The organism is Paenibacillus endoradicis, from assembly GCF_024721975.1.
Genome location: NZ_JANQBB010000002.1, coordinates 63420 through 83648, shown reverse-complemented (window position 1 = coordinate 83648; position 20229 = coordinate 63420). Strand labels below are relative to the sequence as shown.

Annotated in this window: 11 protein-coding genes; 7 read left to right on the top strand and 4 right to left on the bottom strand. The window is 40.3% G+C overall.

Going from position 1 to position 20229, the window contains the following annotated elements:
- Position 1 precedes the first annotated feature (1 nt).
- The 6 genes from NV377_RS06755 to NV377_RS25775 all read left to right on the top strand — a co-directional run bounded on the left by NV377_RS06755 (position 2) and on the right by NV377_RS25775 (position 13478).
- Positions 2–1480, top strand: a complete 1479-nt coding sequence (locus NV377_RS06755) for a response regulator (RefSeq protein WP_258200440.1) — start codon at positions 2–4, stop codon at positions 1478–1480.
- Entirely contained in the window at positions 1477–2784 is a 1308-nt protein-coding gene (locus tag NV377_RS06750; RefSeq protein WP_258200439.1) for an ABC transporter substrate-binding protein, read from the top strand. Before NV377_RS06755 ends, NV377_RS06750 begins: the two co-directional genes overlap by 4 nt.
- 118 nt (positions 2785–2902) lie before the next feature.
- On the top strand, positions 2903–4258 hold the full coding sequence (locus NV377_RS06745) for an ABC transporter substrate-binding protein (protein ID WP_258200438.1): 1356 nt from the start codon (positions 2903–2905) through the stop codon (positions 4256–4258).
- A 265-nt stretch (positions 4259–4523) separates the two neighbouring features.
- Positions 4524–5213, top strand: a complete 690-nt coding sequence (locus NV377_RS06740; protein WP_258200437.1) for a carbohydrate ABC transporter permease — start codon at positions 4524–4526, stop codon at positions 5211–5213.
- Positions 5210–6046, top strand: coding sequence for a carbohydrate ABC transporter permease (locus tag NV377_RS06735; protein WP_258200436.1), 837 nt, complete (start codon positions 5210–5212; stop codon positions 6044–6046). The genes NV377_RS06740 and NV377_RS06735 overlap by 4 nt, the downstream gene beginning before the upstream one ends.
- 493 nt (positions 6047–6539) lie before the next feature.
- On the top strand, positions 6540–13478 hold the full coding sequence (locus tag NV377_RS25775; protein WP_308860080.1) for a rhamnogalacturonan lyase family protein: 6939 nt from the start codon (positions 6540–6542) through the stop codon (positions 13476–13478).
- 269 nt (positions 13479–13747) lie between these two features.
- On the opposite strand, the gene NV377_RS06715 is transcribed toward NV377_RS25775, so the two are convergent.
- A complete protein-coding gene (locus tag NV377_RS06715) occupies positions 13748–14617 on the bottom strand; it encodes an AraC family transcriptional regulator (protein WP_258200435.1) in 870 nt (289 codons plus the stop codon).
- A 134-nt stretch (positions 14618–14751) separates the two neighbouring features.
- Here NV377_RS06715 and NV377_RS06710 point away from each other — a divergent pair, with 134 nt between their 5' ends.
- Positions 14752–17406, top strand: coding sequence for a family 78 glycoside hydrolase catalytic domain (locus NV377_RS06710; protein ID WP_258200434.1), 2655 nt, complete (start codon positions 14752–14754; stop codon positions 17404–17406).
- Between the two features lie 371 nt (positions 17407–17777).
- Here the strand turns inward: NV377_RS06710 and NV377_RS06705 are convergent, their stop codons facing one another.
- From NV377_RS06705 to NV377_RS06695, 3 genes are read right to left on the bottom strand one after another with little or no spacing between them, the layout of a single operon-like run.
- A complete protein-coding gene (locus NV377_RS06705) occupies positions 17778–18575 on the bottom strand; it encodes a carbohydrate-binding protein (protein WP_258200433.1) in 798 nt (265 codons plus the stop codon).
- Between the two features lie 26 nt (positions 18576–18601).
- Positions 18602–19363 (bottom strand): 2-dehydro-3-deoxy-D-gluconate 5-dehydrogenase KduD, encoded by a 762-nt coding sequence (kduD, locus tag NV377_RS06700; RefSeq protein ID WP_258200432.1) that lies wholly within the window; start codon positions 19361–19363, stop codon positions 18602–18604.
- 22 nt (positions 19364–19385) lie between these two features.
- Positions 19386–20156: a DeoR/GlpR family DNA-binding transcription regulator gene (locus NV377_RS06695; protein ID WP_308860114.1), complete on the bottom strand. Its 771-nt coding sequence runs from the start codon at positions 20154–20156 to the stop codon at positions 19386–19388.
- Positions 20157–20229 lie beyond the last annotated feature (73 nt).

Sequence of the window (20229 nt, the reverse complement as noted above, 5' to 3'; positions counted from 1 at the left end):
TATGCTAAAAGCAGTTTTATTCGATGATGAACATATTGTACTAAAAGGGCTAATGAAGCTCATCGTATGGTCGGAGTGTGGGGTTGAACTTGTCGCAACTGCGCAAAACGGGAAGACAGCGCTGGAGGCGGTTAGGCAGTTTAAACCAGATATTGTTCTTACAGATATTCGGATGCCTGGAATTGACGGGCTTGAGCTAATTCGAAAGATACGTGAAGAATGTCCAAATACAGTTTGCATTGTTTTTAGTGGCTATAACGAATATGACTACGTAAAAGCTGCGATTAGTTTGGGGGTCATTGACTATTTAGAGAAACCTATTACATTGGAAAAAATTCGTGAAGCAATTAAAAAAGCAGTAGATCATATCTATGAACGTTCGGAAATGTCGGAATTGAAAAAGCAAAGTAACCAAAGGAGAATTGAGAAAATCACATTGGACTTGCTTATTAAAGGTGAAGCGGCCGTTAGCAAATGGGTGGACGATATTGGAGTAGATTCGCAATCAATCGCAGCGGTTACTGTGTTGGCAAGCTCCGACGAGCAATTTCGTTTCGTTGATGATCCTGCGTACTATGCTATATATATTCGAAATGGTGAAGAAAACATTATCGTATTATTTCATTTTGACTGGTCGAGTGAGACATGGAAAGAACAATTGATAGCCTTGAGTGATATATTAGTTGGTTCTGGGAAGACGTATACTCTATTGGGCGAAGCCTCCCAAAGCTATAAGGAAGCTCTTCATACTTTTCGTTATGGGCGATATTTGGAGGGGCATGGCTGGGTAACCTTTGATGATCTAGGCGATCCGAATACTGTTCAGCTCAATAGGTCAGAAAAGGAAGAAGTACTACTATTTGATCTAAGGCTTGGGAATAAGCAGGAGTTTATGGGTAAACTAGATAACTATTTGGATGATTTCAAACAGAGAGTTATCGGTCCAGATGTTGCCGAGATCGAGCTTCTTAAGCTTATTTTTCAGTGTATGGAAGCTGCCAAGGAGACAGGTGGAAATCCGTCAGAAATATTTCCGCAAGGATATATGCCTCAAAAGGAACTTCGGGATAAAAAAACGAGAGAAGAGGCAGTTCTTTGGATCAGACAAGAGTTAGAGAAGATCATCGATTGGGTAGTCGGGATAAGACAAAAGTCTAAACATGTGGCAGTAGAAAAAGCTATTCTCTATATGGAGGAACATTACGGTCGCGATTTATCGCAGCAGGAGGTTGCAAGGCACGTTAACATGAACGTTACATACTTTAGCCTATTGTTCAAGGAACAAATGGAATTATCCTATATTAAATACTTAACTAAAATTCGTATGAAGAGAGCAAAAGAGCTTCTAATGGAAGGTATGTCGATTCAAGAGATTAGTGAACAAGTAGGTTATTACCATGCAAGACATTTTACCGAGGTATTCAAAAAGTATATCGGCGTGACACCTGGGCAATATCGAATGAAGGGGAATGGGATATGAATGGTAGATTTACATGGAGGACTATACTCTCAACCATTGTTATTTTAATACTCGCATCATGCGGTTATACGGCAGATGAGGAAAACTTAGTGCAGCCTTCCAGTGATATCATCATGTATCTAAGTTCCAATAAGGAATATGAGGGCAGTGCAAAAATAATTAGTGAGCTTGCTCGCGAGTACCAGGCTGAGACGCCAGGGGTTGTATTCAAATTTGAAAACGTAGCAGAAAGTAATCTCAATCAACGAGTTCAGTTGCTCGCGGCAAGCAATGATCTCCCCGTGCTATTCAGCTATCAGTCTGGGAAGCCCTTGCTAGATTTAATTCATAGCGATGCTGTACTAGACTTGGAGAAAACTTTTACCGAGCTAGGCATTATAGATAAGCTTAATCCCGCTGCAATAGAGTTACTGAAATCGTATGCAAATGGCAAAGGATTGTATGCGCTTCCGCTTGAGTTTAATATAGAAGGTTTTTGGTATAATAGAGAAATTTTTAAGCAATATGATATTCAAGTACCACAAACATGGGACGAATTATTACTTGCATCGGAGAGACTATATGCTAGTGGTGTTCAACCCTTTGCAGTCGCTGGTAAAGATAAGTGGCCGATTACTAGATTAATTAACGCTTATGCTATTCGCATGTACGGTGCAGATGTTATGGAGCGAGTGGATAAAGGTGAAATGTCATTGACGAGTGAAGGCTTTGTAGAAGCAGTGGAGACCGTGCAAATGATGGGACTTAAAGGATATTTGGGACCAAGAGTGAATACGATTGACATGGAAACCTCAGTAAATGCGTTTCTGCAAGGAAAGACCGCTATGTTTTATATGGGGAGCTGGCAGCTTCGTGCATTCAATGACGAAGCTCAGAATCAAATTGGTGAGAATGCCATTGGCTTTTTCAGTATTCCACTTGTAGAAGGTGGTAGTGGCACATTAGATGAGTACCCCGTTAATGCTGGACTGACCACCTCATTTTCAAAGGCAGCCTATACACCTGAAGTTGGAGAATGGATGAAATTTGTTTTTGAGCGATATGGAGATCGTGCCATGAGTGATCTAGGTATGATTACTGGCTTTCAGGTAGAGAGTACACCTTCAGATTTACCTCCATTAACGAAGCTTGTGAAAGAGAAGATTAACAATGCTAAGAAGGGTGCTTTATGGTTCGAAGCTAGATTTAGTACAAATGCACAACTTCTCGCATGGGATAACGCGCAGCTATTAGTGACGAACGAGGATTATACTCCCATTCAGTATTTGACAGAACTTCAGGAGGAACTTAAGCGCGGACAATGATAGTCCCCCTAAAAAATGCGGTATGAAGACAAAAAATGGAGCGCTTATCTATTCATCTTATACCCTTTAGAATTGAAATTGTAAGGATAACAAAGACAATTTCACAGGGGGTAATAACATGAAGTTTCTAAATCGTAAGACGTTAGTTTTGATGCTAGTTGCCATGATGCTAGTACTTGGAGCTTGTTCCTCTAATACTCCGAATTCTGGTTCAACAAATGCTACGAACAACCCAAGTAACACGACTGAGCCTCCTAATGATGCATCTGATGATCCAGTAACGTTAACGATGCTAGTATCTGGTGCGAAAGCTGCTGAAGGTGAGGATTTTGAACTTGAAACACTACCTAGACTAGTAAAGGAAAAGTTCCCGAATGTAACATTGGAAGTACAGAAGTTACCGGATGAGCAATATTATACAACGGTTAAGACGAAACTTGGTGCTGGTGAAGGTCCAGATATTTTCTTGGTTTTTCCGAAATTAGCTAACATGGGTGCAATTGAGGTTGCTAAAGCAGGTTATGCTGCCGATCTTTCTGATCTTAGCTTCTGGGATCGTGTAAGCCCAGCTGCGAAAAACGATATGAGCTATGATGGTAAGCCTTATGCGGTTGCAAAAGGGATGGATATTCTTGGAACATTCTATAATAAAGATTTGTTTGAGCAAGCAGGCATATCTGAATTGCCGAAAGATTGGAATAGTTTCCTAGAAGCTGCTGAAAAGCTGAAAGCAGCAGGTGTAACGCCAATTGTTATGGGCGACAAGGATCCATGGGTTATCCAGTTTGGCATGTATCAACTTGCTGCCAACAGTGTGTATCCAACAGATCCAGAATTTGATACCAAGCTACAAACAGGTGAAACTGAGCTTACAGACGAAAAATGGATTAAAACGATAAATCAATACAAAGAGCTATATGACAAAGGTTATGTTGTTAAGAGCTCTTTAGGTATGGCAAGTGCACAAGCGGTTCAACAATTTGTTGACGGTAAAGCAGCAATGATCTTTACGGGTACATGGGATCTACCAGGAGTTACAGCATCAGGTGCTGCTGAGTTTGAACGTGGTTTCTTCTCTCTTCCTGGTAATGATGCTAATCAACCAATATACGCATCTGCTTCTACTGCGGCAGGCTTTGCATTGAATGCAAAATCAGCAAATCTTGACGTAGCTAAGCAAGTATTCGAATATTTGTATGATGCTGAATCACCACTGTTTGAAGCGTGGGTAGCATCAAATCCTTCTATTAGTGTGTTTAATGGTGTTGAGCTACAAAATGATATTTTCAAAGATTCTTTAAGTGAGATCCAATCAACAGGGAACGCATTCTACTTCTCTAACCAAATGTGGCCTGCAGGCGTGAGTGATGTTATGCAAGCGAAATTCGCTGAAATTATCGGAGGTCAAAAAACTACGGCTGAAGATGTAGCAAAAGCGATGCAGGACAAATACAAAGAGTTGTACAAAGAATAACTGTTTCGCTCAACAAGGGAGCGGTATATGCTGCTTCCTTGTTGATATTTGATTGGGAAGGGAAAGAATCATCATGAATAGTGCGATCATGAAAAAAACAATGTATTTTTTTGTGCTCCCGGCTCTCCTCTTTTATTGTATCTTCTGGATATTTCCAATCCTTAAGCTGTTTCAATATAGCATAACGGATTACAATGGATATGTTCAAAACTTCAATTATGTGGGGTTCAGCAATTTTAAGACGCTTTTAAGAGAAGAAGTTCTTATGATTTCTATTAAAAACACACTAGTCTATACTGCGATTACAGTAATACTTGGAAACATTATTGCACTTCTAATAGCTACGCTGCTAAATGCAAATATTCGTGCTAAAGGGTTTTATCGATCAGCGTTTTACATTCCTACATTATTCAGTGCTATTGTAGTCGGATTTATCTGGAGTTATGTTTATATGCCCGAAGAGGGACTTATTGCTTCCTTCTTTGCTAAGATCGGTCTAGCTGGTTGGGATACTAACTTCCTTGGCAGTTACTCTAAAGCGCTTTATTCAATTATTGCGGTAGATATATGGAAAAATATAGGTGTGAGTGTCATCATCTATCTTGCAGGTCTACAAACAGTACCACAGGAGATGCTGGAAGCAGGTAGAATTGACGGAGCAGGTAAGTGGAAATTATTCAGATTTATTACACTTCCGATGCTGGCAACCTCAGTTACCATTAATATAACGTTAAGCGTCATTAACGGTCTGAAAGCTTTTGATTTCCCGTTCATTATGACAAATGGTGGACCAGGAATTTCGACGAATACATTGATATTTGCTATGTACAAAATGGCCTTTACTAACCAGTTATTCGGTAAAGCAGCAGCTCTCGGCATAATTTCGTTTGCTATCATTATTGTTATTACAATTGTTTGTGTATTGACGCTCAATAAGAAGGAGGTATCGGCATGAAAACCGAATCTCGTCTAAAGCGGATGGGAACACATATACTGCTTCTTATTCTAGTATTTATAAATCTTGTGCCTCTCATAATCGTGTTATCTAGCTCGTTACGCTCACCGCGCAATATGACGAATCCACTTAATTGGTTCAATGAATTTACACTGGAAAGTTTTATTTCTGCTTATTCCCGAATGAACTTTCCGATAGCGTTGTGGAATAGTATGGTGTTAACTGTAGTATCAGTAGTGTTTGTTGTACTATTTGCAGCTATGGCCGCGTACCCGATGGCAAGAATTAGAAGTAGGACGAGTCAGTTCTTATATATGTTCTTCTTGGCAGGACTTGTTGTCCCGGGGCAAATGGTACTTATACCAATCATTCAGATGATCAAGGGACTAGGTATTCCACTTGGACAATATACACCGATTTTAATGTTTATTACATGCAGTCTACCTTTCTCTACTTTTCTGTACACGGGATTTATCCGGAGTGGTGTTCCTGAGGAAATTGAAGAAGCAGCCTATATAGACGGAGCTGGCTTGTCCACTCGCTTTTGGAAAATCGTGTTTCCGTTACTGCTACCAGTTACCGTTTCCGTTATTATTACGCAAGGTGTATGGATTTGGAATGATTATTTCTTCAATATGGTATTCATTACGAAAACAATCGATTCTCCATTGCCAGTTGCCATGTTAGGATTCTTAGGAGATCAACAAAACCCGGCACAATGGAACGTATTGTTCGCCGCATGTATTTTGTGCGCACTACCTTTACTAGTTATGTTTTTCGCCCTGCAAAAGTATTTTGTAGGTGGGCTAACGATGGGGTCGGTTAAGGGATGACATACTTTCAACAGCTAGTGGTCCGAATCAAGGGGCTACTGGTTGTTTGCGTTTAAACTAATTTTGTAAATTAGAATAAGCAACAGAAAACACGATACTCAAGGTTGTTAATGTGCAGGCCTCGCTGTATGTTCGGACATCGTTTTAAAAATGATTACTTAAAATTGATAAATCAAAAATGATAAATCAAAAATGATAAATCAAAAATGAAGGATGATCCATCAAAAATGAAAGTTAAGATCAATACTAACGGTTGACCGATCTAATGGTGGAAATGTAGGATGAACTCACCTCGCTATGGATGAAAAATGATTGACACAGGAAGTCATAAGGTGGAGGAGATGATAGTACATCAAAATGTAACCGCTTTAATTTACTTCGCTACGAAGAAGCACGAGTATGATTAAGAGCAAAAATCTGATGTCAGTGAGGTAAGGTTTCTCATTTAGCTTAAGTTCACAGCATTATTTTGAATAATATGAGGAGGTTCAAAATGAACAGAAAAATCTCGATTTTTATGCTTTTTGTTATGCTTCTATCTATAGTAAGTATGTCGCTCGGTCCTATCACGTTAGCTGGAAATAGCGAAGGAGCCGGTGAATTAACTCCGATTATTAGTGAAGACTTTGAGGATCTGCCACTGAACGACGCATGGGGGACTAAACTAGGAACTGCTGGTGGAGGTGGCGCACTTGCGGCGGCTGTCAAATCTATAGATGGCAATCAGGTGCTTGAAATATCTGGTGGCGGTGCTGGGGTAAGAAGTACACAAAAAGTATTTACTCCAATCATAAGCCCAGAGGTAGTATTGAATTTTGATTGGAATGTTGGGAATCCAAGCGTTAATGCCGTGGCCCAGTTAAGTATTGAAGATAGCATGGGCAAGCGATACTTAACACTAGAATACAAAAGCGGGACGGAAATGAAATACATAACTGGTGGAGTAGCAAGTAACGAGACTACTACTGGACAAAATGTAGGGATTGGATTCAATGTGAATAACGCTTCGTATAATGTCGAGGCTGCAATTAACTTTGGAGCGAAAACTATAGATTTGACCATAACTAATTTGAATAATTCTAGCCAGACAACAATAGTATCTGACATACCTTTTTCATCAGACACGATTTATAACAATACTGTTGGAAAGATTCAATTCAATTTAATTAGACCTCCTTCAGCTTCAACTTCATGGACAACATGGATAGATAATTTCAATGTTTATTATTTGGAAGCGCTACCAGTCGCTCCTGATGGGCTGAAGACTACTAGAATTACATCAAAGGACGTCGCTTTAGCTTGGAATACAGTTGAAAATGCAGCTGGTTACCGAGTTTATCGCGCAGCGGCTGGCAGTGTAGATATGACGATGATTGGTGAGCCGGTCAGTAATGAGTATGTAGATACGACAGTAGTTGAAGAAAGTGGATATAGTTACTATGTAACGGCGGTAGGGGCGAATGGCTTAGAATCGGCGCCAAGCGAAACCGTTACTATAAATGAAATACCAGCATTATCTGCTCCTTCAGTGCCAACAAATGTGCGAATTACCGAGGTGAAAGCAAGTGCCATTGGGTTAAGCTGGACTGTAACGGAAGGTGCAGACGGTTATGAAATTTGGCACTCCAGTAATGAAACTAGCGGCTTTGTTAAAATTGGAGAATCAAATTCAGCTTCTTATATAGACGGGGTAAGAGATACTTCTGTTCCTAATTACTATCAGATTAAAGCCATTAATTCAAAAGGATCATCACCTGCCTCAGTAACGGTAGAAAGTAGCATTTATACTCCGCCAGTAGTGTTACCAGAAGGAGATGTGAAGCGATTTGATTTTGGCTCTGGCGCATTAGCAGAGCAATATCTCCAAGTAGATGGTAGCACTGCTTATTCTGCTGAGCTTAAATATGGATTTGCTGATCCTTCGGTGGTGACGAGTACAGACCGGGGGTTAGCAGATCCACTAAGATCTGACTTTGTTACGCCTATAAACACTTCATTTATAGTCGATTTGCCCAATGGTGATTATACAGTTTCGCTAATTGCCGGTGATAGTGGTGGAGCGACTGAAATTGCCATTAAGACAGAAATGATGCAAAAAGTGCAGCTTACTACTAAAGCTGCAGGTCAATATTTAGAAATGAGCTTCCAAATTGCACTTGTAGATGGGCAGTTGAATTTAGAATTTTCGGGTTCAGCTCCTAATATTAATGCACTGACGATTACGAAGCAGCAGCCACGACAAGCAGATGGACTGCCAACGGTTTACCTTGCTGGTGATTCGACAGTTCAGACTTATGACCCTTACTGGGAGCCCCAAGCAGGTTGGGGACAAATGATTCCAAAGTTTTTCAACAATAACATTATAGTTAAAAATAATTCCATTGGCGGCCGCAGCTCAAAGTCATTTATTGTAGAGGGGCGATTGGATGATGTTTTGCGAGTAATTAAGCCTGGTGATTACTTTTTAATACAATTTGGTCATAATGATGCAACGATTAGTGTTCCTGATCGCTATGCATCACCAGCCGATTATAAGGAATATTTAAAAACGTATATTAACGGCACAAGGCAGCGTGGTGCTGAACCTATTCTTGTAACTCCGATGGGGCGTAGAGATTTTAATACGACTACAGGTAAATTCAATGTTAGCTTCCCAGAATATGTTGATGTGATGAAGGAACTTGCAACTGAGCTTGACGTTCAATTGGTCGATCTAAGTGCGCTAAGTGTAGCCTATTATGACTCAATTGGGCCAGAAGGCTCATTATCTGTATTTTTACATGTTGAACCGGGTGTGTATGGAGCATTTCCGAATGGATCAGCGGATAATACGCATTTCCAGGAATATGGAGCGATTCAGCTTGCACGATTACTAGCTGGTGGTATAAAGAATTTGGATTCTCCATTAGCGGCTTTTGTGAAGGAAATACAATTACCTAACGATGTTCCAAGCGCTCCATCTAGTCTAGTCGCTGGTAGCATTAGTAATGCTGGTGCGGTACTAAGATGGAATGATGTTCAAGGGGCAGATATTTACAAAATTTATCGCAAGCTAGCATCAGAATCAGATCAGGAGTATGCGATGATCGGGACAGCGACTGTTCCAACGATTACGATTGGCGGAATGGAAGAGGGAGAGAGTTATCATATTTATGTGACTGCGATAAATGGGCGAGGTGAATCAGCGGCTTCTACTATCATTACAGTGACGACTAAATCTGCAAAATACCGTTATGATTTCGGTCCTATAGGTGCGCCAGTTGCTGCTGGATATACAGAGGTAACTCGCGAGACGATTTATTCAGCTGAGCGTGGCTATGGTCTTACTAACAGTGAGGGCATGATCGATCGTGATCGTGGGGCAGCGCTAGATGATCTAAGACGTGATTTCGTTGCTTATTTTGCTGGTAGCTATGAATTTAAGGTAGATGTACCGAACGGAATATATTCTGTTAAATCCTATACAGGTGATTTTATTGGCTCAACGAGAACAATAGTCAATATAGAAGGTAAAGATTATGGTCAGGTTAATGCTGGAAAAGAAACAATTGTTGAGAAAATATATAATGGAGTCGCTGTAAGAGACGGGCAAATAAATTTCATATTTAGCGGTCAAACAGCTCATCTTAACGGATTAGAAATTACTCCTGTTATGCTTGCTCCAACAGAGTTAAAGCTTGTTGACTTAAATGTTGAAGCTGAGCCAGTGGTAGTAGAGCTAGCTTGGAACGGGATGGATGATGCCTCGAAGTATCGAGTTTACAGACAATCTCTCGATCAAAACAAGGCTGAGCTGATTGGTGAGACGACTGCAGTAACTTATACGGATACAACGGCGGATATTGGCTTTGATTACATTTATACGGTATCAGCTGTTGACCTAACTGGTATTGAATCAGTAGCATCGAATTCGCTAACGATTTCAACAATTGATCCATCGGTAGAAACTGCTGCGATACCGACTAACTTAACTGTACAATCAGTCAATAAGAATGATGCGACGATTACTTGGGATAGCGTCAATGAAGCACGTATGTATAACGTATATCGTTCTAAAACAGCGGATGGTGTATTTGAACTTATCGGCAAGACGAAGATAGCGTCCTATACGGATACAACGATATTAACGACGATTCCTTATTATTACAAAGTTGCTTCAGTAAATGCAGGGGGGATATCTGAACTATCAACTAGTGTTGAAGTGGCGGCAGTCACGACACTTTATCGTCAGATGGAAACATTAACACGAGCGCCGGTTGCAGTTAAGAAGGATGATGGTATTTATATTGGTTGGAGATTGCTGGGTCTTGATCCTGCCTCTATCGCATTTAATCTATATCGTGACGGAGTTATAGTGAATGAAGAGCCGATTACGGGAAGTACAAACTATTATGATGCACTCGGTACGGATTCTTCAGTGTACAGTTTAAGCTACATTATTGATGGCGTAGAAGTATTTGAAGAGGGAACGTTCACCGTTTGGGAAAAAACATACTTATCTATTCCAATGCAAAAACCTGCCGATGATTATACGAAGGATGGTCAGCCATATACGTATAGCGCAGGTGATGCGAGTGTAGGCGATTTAGACGGTGATGGGGAGTATGAAATTGTGTTATTGTGGTCACCTTCAAATAGTAAAGATAATTCACAAGCAGGTTATACAGGAATAGTTTATATGGATGCGTATAAGCTTGATGGTACACTGCTTTGGAGAATTAATTTAGGACCTAACATACGTGCAGGAGCTCACTATACTCAATTTATGGTTTATGACCTAGATGGAGATGGTCGTGCAGAGGTTACTTTCAAAACTGCTGATGGTACGGTAGATGGTGTCGGAAATGTCATAGGTGATGCAAGTGCGGATCATCGAAATAGCAGTGGCTATGTGCTACTGGGCAATGAGTATTTAACTGTGTTTGATGGCTTAACAGGAGCGGCACTCGATACCGTCCAGTATGACCCACCACGTGGGGATGTAAGCGCATGGGGAGATGCATACGGTAATCGTGTAGATCGTTTTCTAGCTGCTGTCGCTTATTTAGATGGCGAGAGTCCAAGTGTTATTTTTAGTCGAGGCTACTATACAAGAACAGTACTAGCTGCTTATAATTTCCGCGATGGAAAGTTATCAAAAGTATGGAAATTCGATTCAAACGATGAAGATTACGGAGAATATGCAGGTCAAGGAAATCATAACTTATCTGTTGGTGATGTAGACGGAGATGGTAAAGATGAGATTTCTTTTGGAGCGATGGCGATTGATGACGATGGAACTCCGCTTTACAACACAGGGCTTGGACATGGAGATGCGATGCATTTAAGTGATTTAGATCCTAATCGTCCTGGCTTGGAAGTTTTCAGCGTGCATGAGCATACTGACTCACCATTTGGAATGGAGATGAGAGATGCCGCAACAGGTGAAATTCTGTGGGGTGTAAAAACAGGGATAGACACAGGACGTGGAATGTCAGCAGATATTGATCCGAGATATGCTGGTTCAGAATCATGGGCGGCAACGATTACAAATGAGCAACATATTCCAATATCAGGTTTGATGAGTGCTACTGGAGAGGTAATTACATCTACACTTCCGACATCCACTAACTTTGGTATTTGGTGGGATGGTGATCTGCTAAGAGAATTATTGGATAGCAATCGCATAGATAAATGGGATTATATCAATGAAAAAACAACCAATTTGCTAACAGCTAATGGTGCTTTATCCAACAACGGAACGAAGGCTACGCCAGCTATTCAGGCAGATTTGTTTGGTGACTGGCGAGAGGAAGTCATCTGGCGTTCTGCAGATAGTTCGGAGCTTCGTCTTTATACGACAAATGACGTAACCGAGTATCGTATATTCACATTAATGCATGATCCAATCTATAGACTAAGCGTAGCATGGCAAAATGTATCTTACAACCAACCACCTCATACAGGCTATTTCCTTGGACATGATATGGCTGAGCCTGCTGCACCGCTGATCAAGTATGATTCGAATAATCCTAACATCATAGATACAACAGCTCCAATAATTACAGGATTACCTGCTGGAACTTGGACCGAGGCAGATACGATTAAACTGCAGGTTGAGGCGAATGATCCTGAGTCAGAAATTGTTACATTGGAATTATTATTTGATAATGAGTCTGTAGCAAATGGCTCTACAATTAAGCTTACGGGCAAAGCAGGTCAGCATATATTTACGGCAAGAGCTGTTAATGCTGTAGGACTTGAAAAAGTAGAAACAGTTAGTATTTTTGTTACTAAATCTGTAACAAAACCTACTCCAAATCCAAGCCCGATACCACAGCCTAATCAAGGGCAGATGATCGTAGACAAGGTTGAGAAGAATGATCTGGGTGAAATTATTATCAATATTGATCAAGGAAAGAATGAAGTGCTTTTTCCAGCAGATGATACGGTTATAGATAAAGATTCATTAGTGAGATTAATTAATGATGATGTTCGCTTAGAAATTTCAGGTGAAGTAATAGAACAATTACGTTCATTGGCCAAAGAAGGATTGCGCTCAGGCTCAAGAGTTTCCTTTAAGTTTGAGGAGGTTACTGGGGTAGCGCTAGATGCTCTTCTAAAGGGTGCTTCTGACGCAATTATTACATCTTCAGGTAAAGTCTATAAGTTAAGTCTAGCACTTGTTGATAGTGATGGCGCGGAGCATATGCTTACTAGATTTGATTCAACACTCAAACTATCTGTGAAAATTGGTCAGCAAGCAAATTCAGATTTAGTTGGGATGTATTATGTTGGTGAGAATGGAGCGTTAGAGTATGTAGGTGGGAAAGTCATCAATGGGTATATCGTTGCAGATGTGAACCACTTTAGTCATTATGCCGCATTGGAATATGACAAAATATATACTGATGTTGCGGCAACGTTCTGGGCATCTGATGTAATTAAGCAACTGTCAGCTAAGCACATTATTACTGGAATTAACGATACACAGTATGCCCCATTGAGAGATGTGTCTCGTGCTGAGTTTGCAGCATTGATCGTTCGCTCATTACAGCTTAAGAGTTCAGTACAACCGATATTTAACGATGTAAGTGTATCGAAGTGGTATGCAAATGATATTGCTGCAGCCTATGAAGCGGGTATCATTACAGGCTATGATGGAAATAGATTTGCTCCAGAAGCATCGATTACTCGTCAAGAAATGGCAGTAATGATGTTGCGAGCTTACGAGTATGCATCTGGTCAAAAGGTTGAGATTTCGCCAAGCGACAACTTTACCGATCAAGACCAAATTAGCACATGGGCAAAAGCTGCAGTGAATGCTATTCATAGTATTGGCATCATTGAAGGAAACAATGGTAACATATTCAATCCTCAAGGAAATTTAAACCGTGCTGAGAGTGCAAAAGTTATATTTGAACTATTGACAGCTCTAGAGACAGAAAGTTAATAAAGAACAATGAATAACGCTTGCCTCCAATTGGAGGCAAGCGTTATTCATTTAAGGAGAAATATAGTGTCTAAATGGTAAAAAGAGAAAGGAGGAAAAATCGAATGGATGCTTATTTGTTTGTGCATTGTAAAGAAAAAAGATCGACGGATGGAAAAAATAATATAGACAGCTCGCTCTTTATTCGCTCGGATGAAAGCTTCAACTTCCCATGTGGCTTCAAGCACGGTAATGTGCTTACCATTGCTGTGGATGAATACAATAGGATATTACGATTTATAGATTCTACGATAGGCAGTGGGTGTTTGCCCGACAATTTTCTTAAACACTGCATTAAATGAGTCGATGTCGTGGTAACCAACGAGCTCGGCAACCATTGCGATTTTAAGTGAAGTACTTCGCAGCACTTCACAGCTCTTGTTAACGCGTAAATTCTGCAAATAGGAGCTGAAATTTTGCCCAGTATGCTTAACAAACATCCGCTGTAAATGTCTATTACTCCAGCGTGAGATTGCTGCTAAATCAGTAAGAGTGATCGACTCGTGTACATTATTTTCTACATATTGAATAACTTGGTCGAAGTCGGTCACTTCTTTCGTGGACTTATCAGTTTCTCCGAATTTTAATCTATATACAGTTACAATCAAATGCGTTAGCAGTATAGGGAGCATCGTGGTCGAGCCTACAGTGGGAACAGACATTTCTCGATATAAATTAATCATTAACTCTTCAATTAATCCATCATAATCAAAAACGGAGAAGTAAGAAGTATCGCTACTACCTAACGACATTAAATATTGTTTAATGGGTGACTCCTGAATGACAAGTGCTAGTTTATTTATCATGTTTTCGTTGAATAGACAATTATATACGATGAGTGGTTTTTTTAGTGATTCGGTTGAAGTAGGACGGAATACATGAGAAGTTCCAATAGGAATCGCAAAAAGCATGCCCTTCTTAACGGGAAAGATTTCATTTTCGATATGATGAAAACCACTGCCTTCAGCTACATAACAAAATTCGAAAAAATCATGCGAATGAAAGGGAACTAAAAAATCTTCGGTACAGCGATTTACATACAAATGAAAATTATTTTGCAGATAATCTTCGCCTTTGAACAATTGGGTCGTTCGATTCATGTTAATTCCCCACTCTCAAAAAATGGAATAAATACAGGGATGTAATGTCGTGTTCACCCGGTAAATTAATGATTATCACAGATATAATTATAGGATAAATACACAATTATATCCATAGAGAGGGAGTTTTCTATATGTTTGCAGTAACAAAACTTCGCACTGAGTACAAAGAAAATCCAATAGGTATTGATGTAGCGATTCCGAGAGTTAGTTGGCAGCTATTATCTAATAAAAGGGACTGCATGCAGTATGCTTATCAAATTCAAGTTTCTGCAGAAGCACAGTTTAACCAGATTGTTTGGGATTCCGGTAAAGTGGAGTCTGAACAGTCGATACATGTTGAAATGCTAGGCTTCTTAATAGAAGCAAAGACCCGTTATTATTACCATGTCAAAGCGTGGGATGAAGCGGGATTAGAATCAGATTGGTCACAGTCTGCTTTTTTTGAAACCGGATTAATGGGGGTAGAACAATGGAAAGCCGAGTGGATTAGCGCTCCCTCTACCAATTTCCCACAGGATACAGAGTCTTGTCCGCAACTTCGTAATTTCTTTGAAGTGAACGGAAGTATTGCAAAAGCTAGAATTTATGTTACTGCACTTGGTTTATATGAGCTGCATTTGAATAACAAGCGTGTTAGCGACCATTATTTTACGCCAGGTTGGACCAGTTATGGTAAGCGATTGCAGTATCAAACCTATGATGTTACTGAATTTCTACATGAAGGTACCAATGCTCTTGGCGCGCTACTAGGTAATGGCTGGTACAAAGGTTATCTAGGTTGGAAAAATGATAAGGAGATATATGGCTCCAATACAGCTTTTTTACTGGAGCTTCATATCTGTTATGAAGACGGATCAGAGGAACATATCCTATCTGATCAGAGCTGGCAGTTTTCTGAAAGCGCCATTCTAATGTCTGATATTTATATGGGAGAATCCTATGATGCACGCTTGGAACGGGATTGGACAAATCCATCACAAGATGGTTGGTTTCAGGTAGAAGTGATTGAGCAATCGAAAGACATTATCATCGCACAAGAAAATGTTCCAGTTACCAAAGTAGAGCAGTTGAAGCCTCTTACCCTTTTGACAACGCCACAAGGTGATCGAGTTCTTGATATGGGGCAGAACATGGTGGGCTGGATGAAATTCACTGTACAAGGTGTATCTGGTCATAAAGTTGAATTGCAGCATGCTGAGGTATTGGACAATGAGGGGAATTTCTATCGAGAAAATATACGTGGAGCTAAGCAACTTGTAAGTTATACGCTGAAGGGTGGCGAGGTAGAGACATATGAGCCACATTTCAGTTTTCAAGGTTTCCGTTATGTATTACTTACTGGATTCTCTGAAAATGTTCAGCTAGAGGATTTTATAGGAATTGTTCTACATTCAAATATGGAGCGCACAGGCGAATTCGAATGTTCTGATCCGCTAGTCAATCAATTACATCACAATATCTTATGGGGACAAAAAGGTAACTTCCTCGATGTTCCAACGGATTGTCCACAGCGAGATGAACGACTTGGATGGACTGGCGACGCACAAATGTTTGTACGTACTTCCTCGTATCTGATGAATACTGCTCCTTTCTTTACCAAGTGGCTTCGAGATTTAAAGGCAGACCAGACGCCTGAAGGTGGCATCCCTTTCTATATTCCTAATCTAATGGAATCCTTTGAAACAAGCCACTCATCTGCTGCATGGGGAGATGCTGCTACGATATGCCCATGGACGATCTATGAAATGTACGGTGATAAAAGGCTACTTGCGGAGCAATATGAGAGTATGAAGCAGTGGGTTTCTTATATTCATGAACAAGGAAGTAACCCTTATTTGTGGAATACAGGATTCCATTTCGGCGATTGGCTGGGATTAGATTCCAAACCAGGAAGCTACGTCGGAGCGACTGATCGTGATTACATCGCGACGGCATTTTATGCATACTCGGTCTCACTCACATTAAAAGCATCAGAGGCGCTTGAGCAAAGTGATGATATGAACTATTATCGAACATTGCATGGGAAAATTGTTGAAGCATTCCAGAACGAATACGTTACACCTACAGGACGACTTTCTGTACCAACCCAAACGGCGCAAGTATTGGCACTACGCTTCGACTTAGTTGAAGGAGTAGCTAAGGAACGAGCCGTTCAGAAGCTTATTGAGTTGCTAGCTGAGGCAGGAGATCATCTGACAACTGGTTTCGTTGGTACTCCTTACCTAAATCCCGTTCTTAGTGAGAATGGGAACAACGAACTTGCTTATCGTCTACTGTTCCAGAAAGATTACCCGTCATGGTTATATCAGATAACTAAGGGCGCTACGACGATCTGGGAACATTGGGATGGGATTAAGGAGGACGGAAGCTTCTGGAGTGCAGATATGAATTCCTTTAATCATTACGCATATGGCGCAATCGGTGAGTGGCTGTACAGTTATGTTGCCGGAATTAGACCCGACGAAAGTAATCCTGGATTTAAAGTAGTTCATATTAATCCACAGCTAGGTCAGGGTCTAGACTATGTGAAGGCAAGTCATGAAACGTTGTATGGTAACGTTAATTCACAGTGGAAGCGATCCAAGGATGGAGAAATAGAAGTTCATGTCACAATTCCTGCGAACACAAGAGGAATTGTGGTTCTTCCAGAGGCGAAACTTCAAGGATTGTTAGAAAGTGGTACACCAATAGAGGAGGTAGCGGACTTACATGACATGGAAGTTATAAAGAGCGGTGTTCGTATTAGTTTAGGCTCTGGTAGCTACCAGTTTACGTATCGACCATAAATTTTGTAGTATATTCATTAGAAAGATCCTATTTTAGTAATACGAATTGGAAGCATAAAAAACTGAGCCTTTTCTATATTCTCCAAAAAAAGAGTCATCAAAGAAAAATTCCTTGATGACTCTTAAGTTTATTTTCTTATAATGTAAGTTCAAGTTCAAGAAGCTGACTTTCTAAAGTCGAGAAGATGGAGCTATTTACCGGGAGAAGTAATCGCAAGTGTACGTTATTGGTACACGCGTATTTACAATGTTTCTGCAAGAAACATATATCAGAAGCTTATGCTAAACTTCCCAAGTCCGTTTCATATTCGAAGCCGAGTATTCTAAATTAGCCTAGTCATCGTTATCAAAGTCCACCTTTTGAACAACCTCTAAGAGAATTCACGTCCATACACTTCAATCTGAGTTAGCGCCGGATACAGAGACGGTTCATCGGATTTTATAAGTTCGCTTAACTTCACCCATACTACCTTCTTAGTATCGAATCGAACGGTTTGTTTATCCAGCGTCTTGAAAAGTTGCACGATTTGCTCACTTTCGTCTGAAAATGTGAGTTTCGCACTCGTCCAATAGTTATCATGAGGGAAATCCCCTCTAAGAATTAAGCTTACTTTATCGACCTCTACCATTCTTCCAAAATGCACAGTAAGCTCAGCATCTTCCCTTTGATCAATTCCCCATGATTCAAATGGCCAACTACCATGAGAGTAGTTAGTGATATTCCCGTTAATCGCATTTCTAGCCGCAAATTGAGTCTCGCCACGAGTTTGTACATTGGCACTTACATGTGGGAATAATGAGGCGTTACTATGATGATCATAGCCATTTCTTGCGAGATTCCGATAGGATTGAATCTCTTCACTTAGTGCAACCCGAGCTGTAAGAAAATGTTTGTCACCAGTAAATGATTTTGGAGAATAAGATGATCTCTTCTCGCCAAAAGGAATAACAAATCTAAACTCTGCTTCTGAAGAATACACTAATTCTGGACTCATTGAATCTTCTAGTTGGATAATCAAATACAAGTTTTCTGCTGAACTTTTTAGAACAATAGAATCTCCGGGTTCGTATAAATTCGTGTATAGCAGACTTACTTGACCATCGTCTGAATTGTTAGCTTTAACAGAACCGTCATCTCCTATAACGGAAAGAAACAAATTACTGCTCATAGATTTACACCACCGTTTCTAAAGGATTAGCGATTCATCCAACCACCATCAACACATAAAATATGACCATTTACATAATCAGAAGCATTGGAGGCTAGAAAAACTACAGGACCTGCTAAATCATCAGGTGTACCCCAGCGGCCAGCAGGAATTCGCCCTAGTATATCAGCGCTACGTTTCTCATCTTGACGCAAAGCAGTCGTATTATCTGTTGCCATATATCCTGGCGCAATACCGTTAACATTAATACCTTTTGAAGCCCATTCGTTAGCTAATGCTTTCGTAATACCAGCGACCGCATGCTTAGATGCCGTATATCCAGGAACATTAATCCCACCTTGGAAGGAAAGCATAGAAGCAATATTAATTATTTTGCCACTGCCGTGTTCGATCATATGCTTACCAATTGCTTGACATAGATAGAACACGCTATTCATATTTACATCCAATACAGCATGCCAATCATCAAGGGAATGTTCAGCCGCAGGTGTACGACGAATAATACCCGCGTTATTGACTAGAATGTCTATTTTACCACCAGCTAGATTAATAGCTTCAGTAGCGATATCGTTAATTTTAGCCAGATCAGATAAATCGGCAGTTATAGAATGAATTGTGCCACTATGTGAACGTAGCTGCTCAAGTACCTCTGGTTTAGGTTCGTTATGTGTCATTAAAATGATGTTTGCTCCAGCATTAGCTAAACTGTTAGCCATCCCTAAGCCAAGTCCACCACCACCACCAGTTACGATAGCAGTACGACCCGATAATTGAAATAATTGATTCATTATTTATTCCTCCATTGTTATCTCAATAATTGGTCAGATGAGGAGAATCCGCAAACATAAGCTTTGCCTTGTGCTCCTCATAGGTATGAACATCATCAGCTGATAGATTTCGATCAGTAATAATAGAACAAAACTCATCCAAATGGGCAAAGGTTAACAATGCCGTCTTGCCAAACTTACTAGAGTCCACCAAGCAGTATGCTTTCTTCGCAGTTTCTAGCAAAGCCCGTTTCATGTCATACAACTCACTCGTATAAATCGAGAGACCTTGTTCAGGATGGATTGCTGTTGTTGTTATGAAAGCCTTCTGAATATTCAGCTTGCGAATAAAAGCTATCGCCTCTGTTCCAACAAGCAAGTTACGATTACGATAGCCACCAGGAACAACAAGACGTATTTTTGTTTTACGAATGAGCTCGCTCATAATAAACAGATCGTTCGTAATGACAGTAAGCGGCTTGTCTTCTAACAACTTGGCAATTTCGAGCGTTGTGCTTCCACCATCAAGGGCGATTATATCATCCTCTTCTATTAATTCTAGCGCTTTATGTGCAATGATACTTTTTTCATTGATATGTTTCTGATTCGGAATATGCAGGGAAAGCAGTCCAAGATCTGCAGCGTGTTTCAAGACTGCCCCACCGTGAACTCTCGTCAGAAGACCTCGTTGTTCTAGCAATTCTAAATCAGTACGAATCGTTTTGCCTGTGACATCTAACTGTTCACTGAGGTCTTGTACTTTAACTTCCCCTTGTTGAATGAGTAACTCCATTATTTGCTGATGACGTTTCATACTAGACAAATCAATCATTCCTTCATATAAGTAATCGCCCTCATCGATCAATACTGATCCGATGACAAGCCCT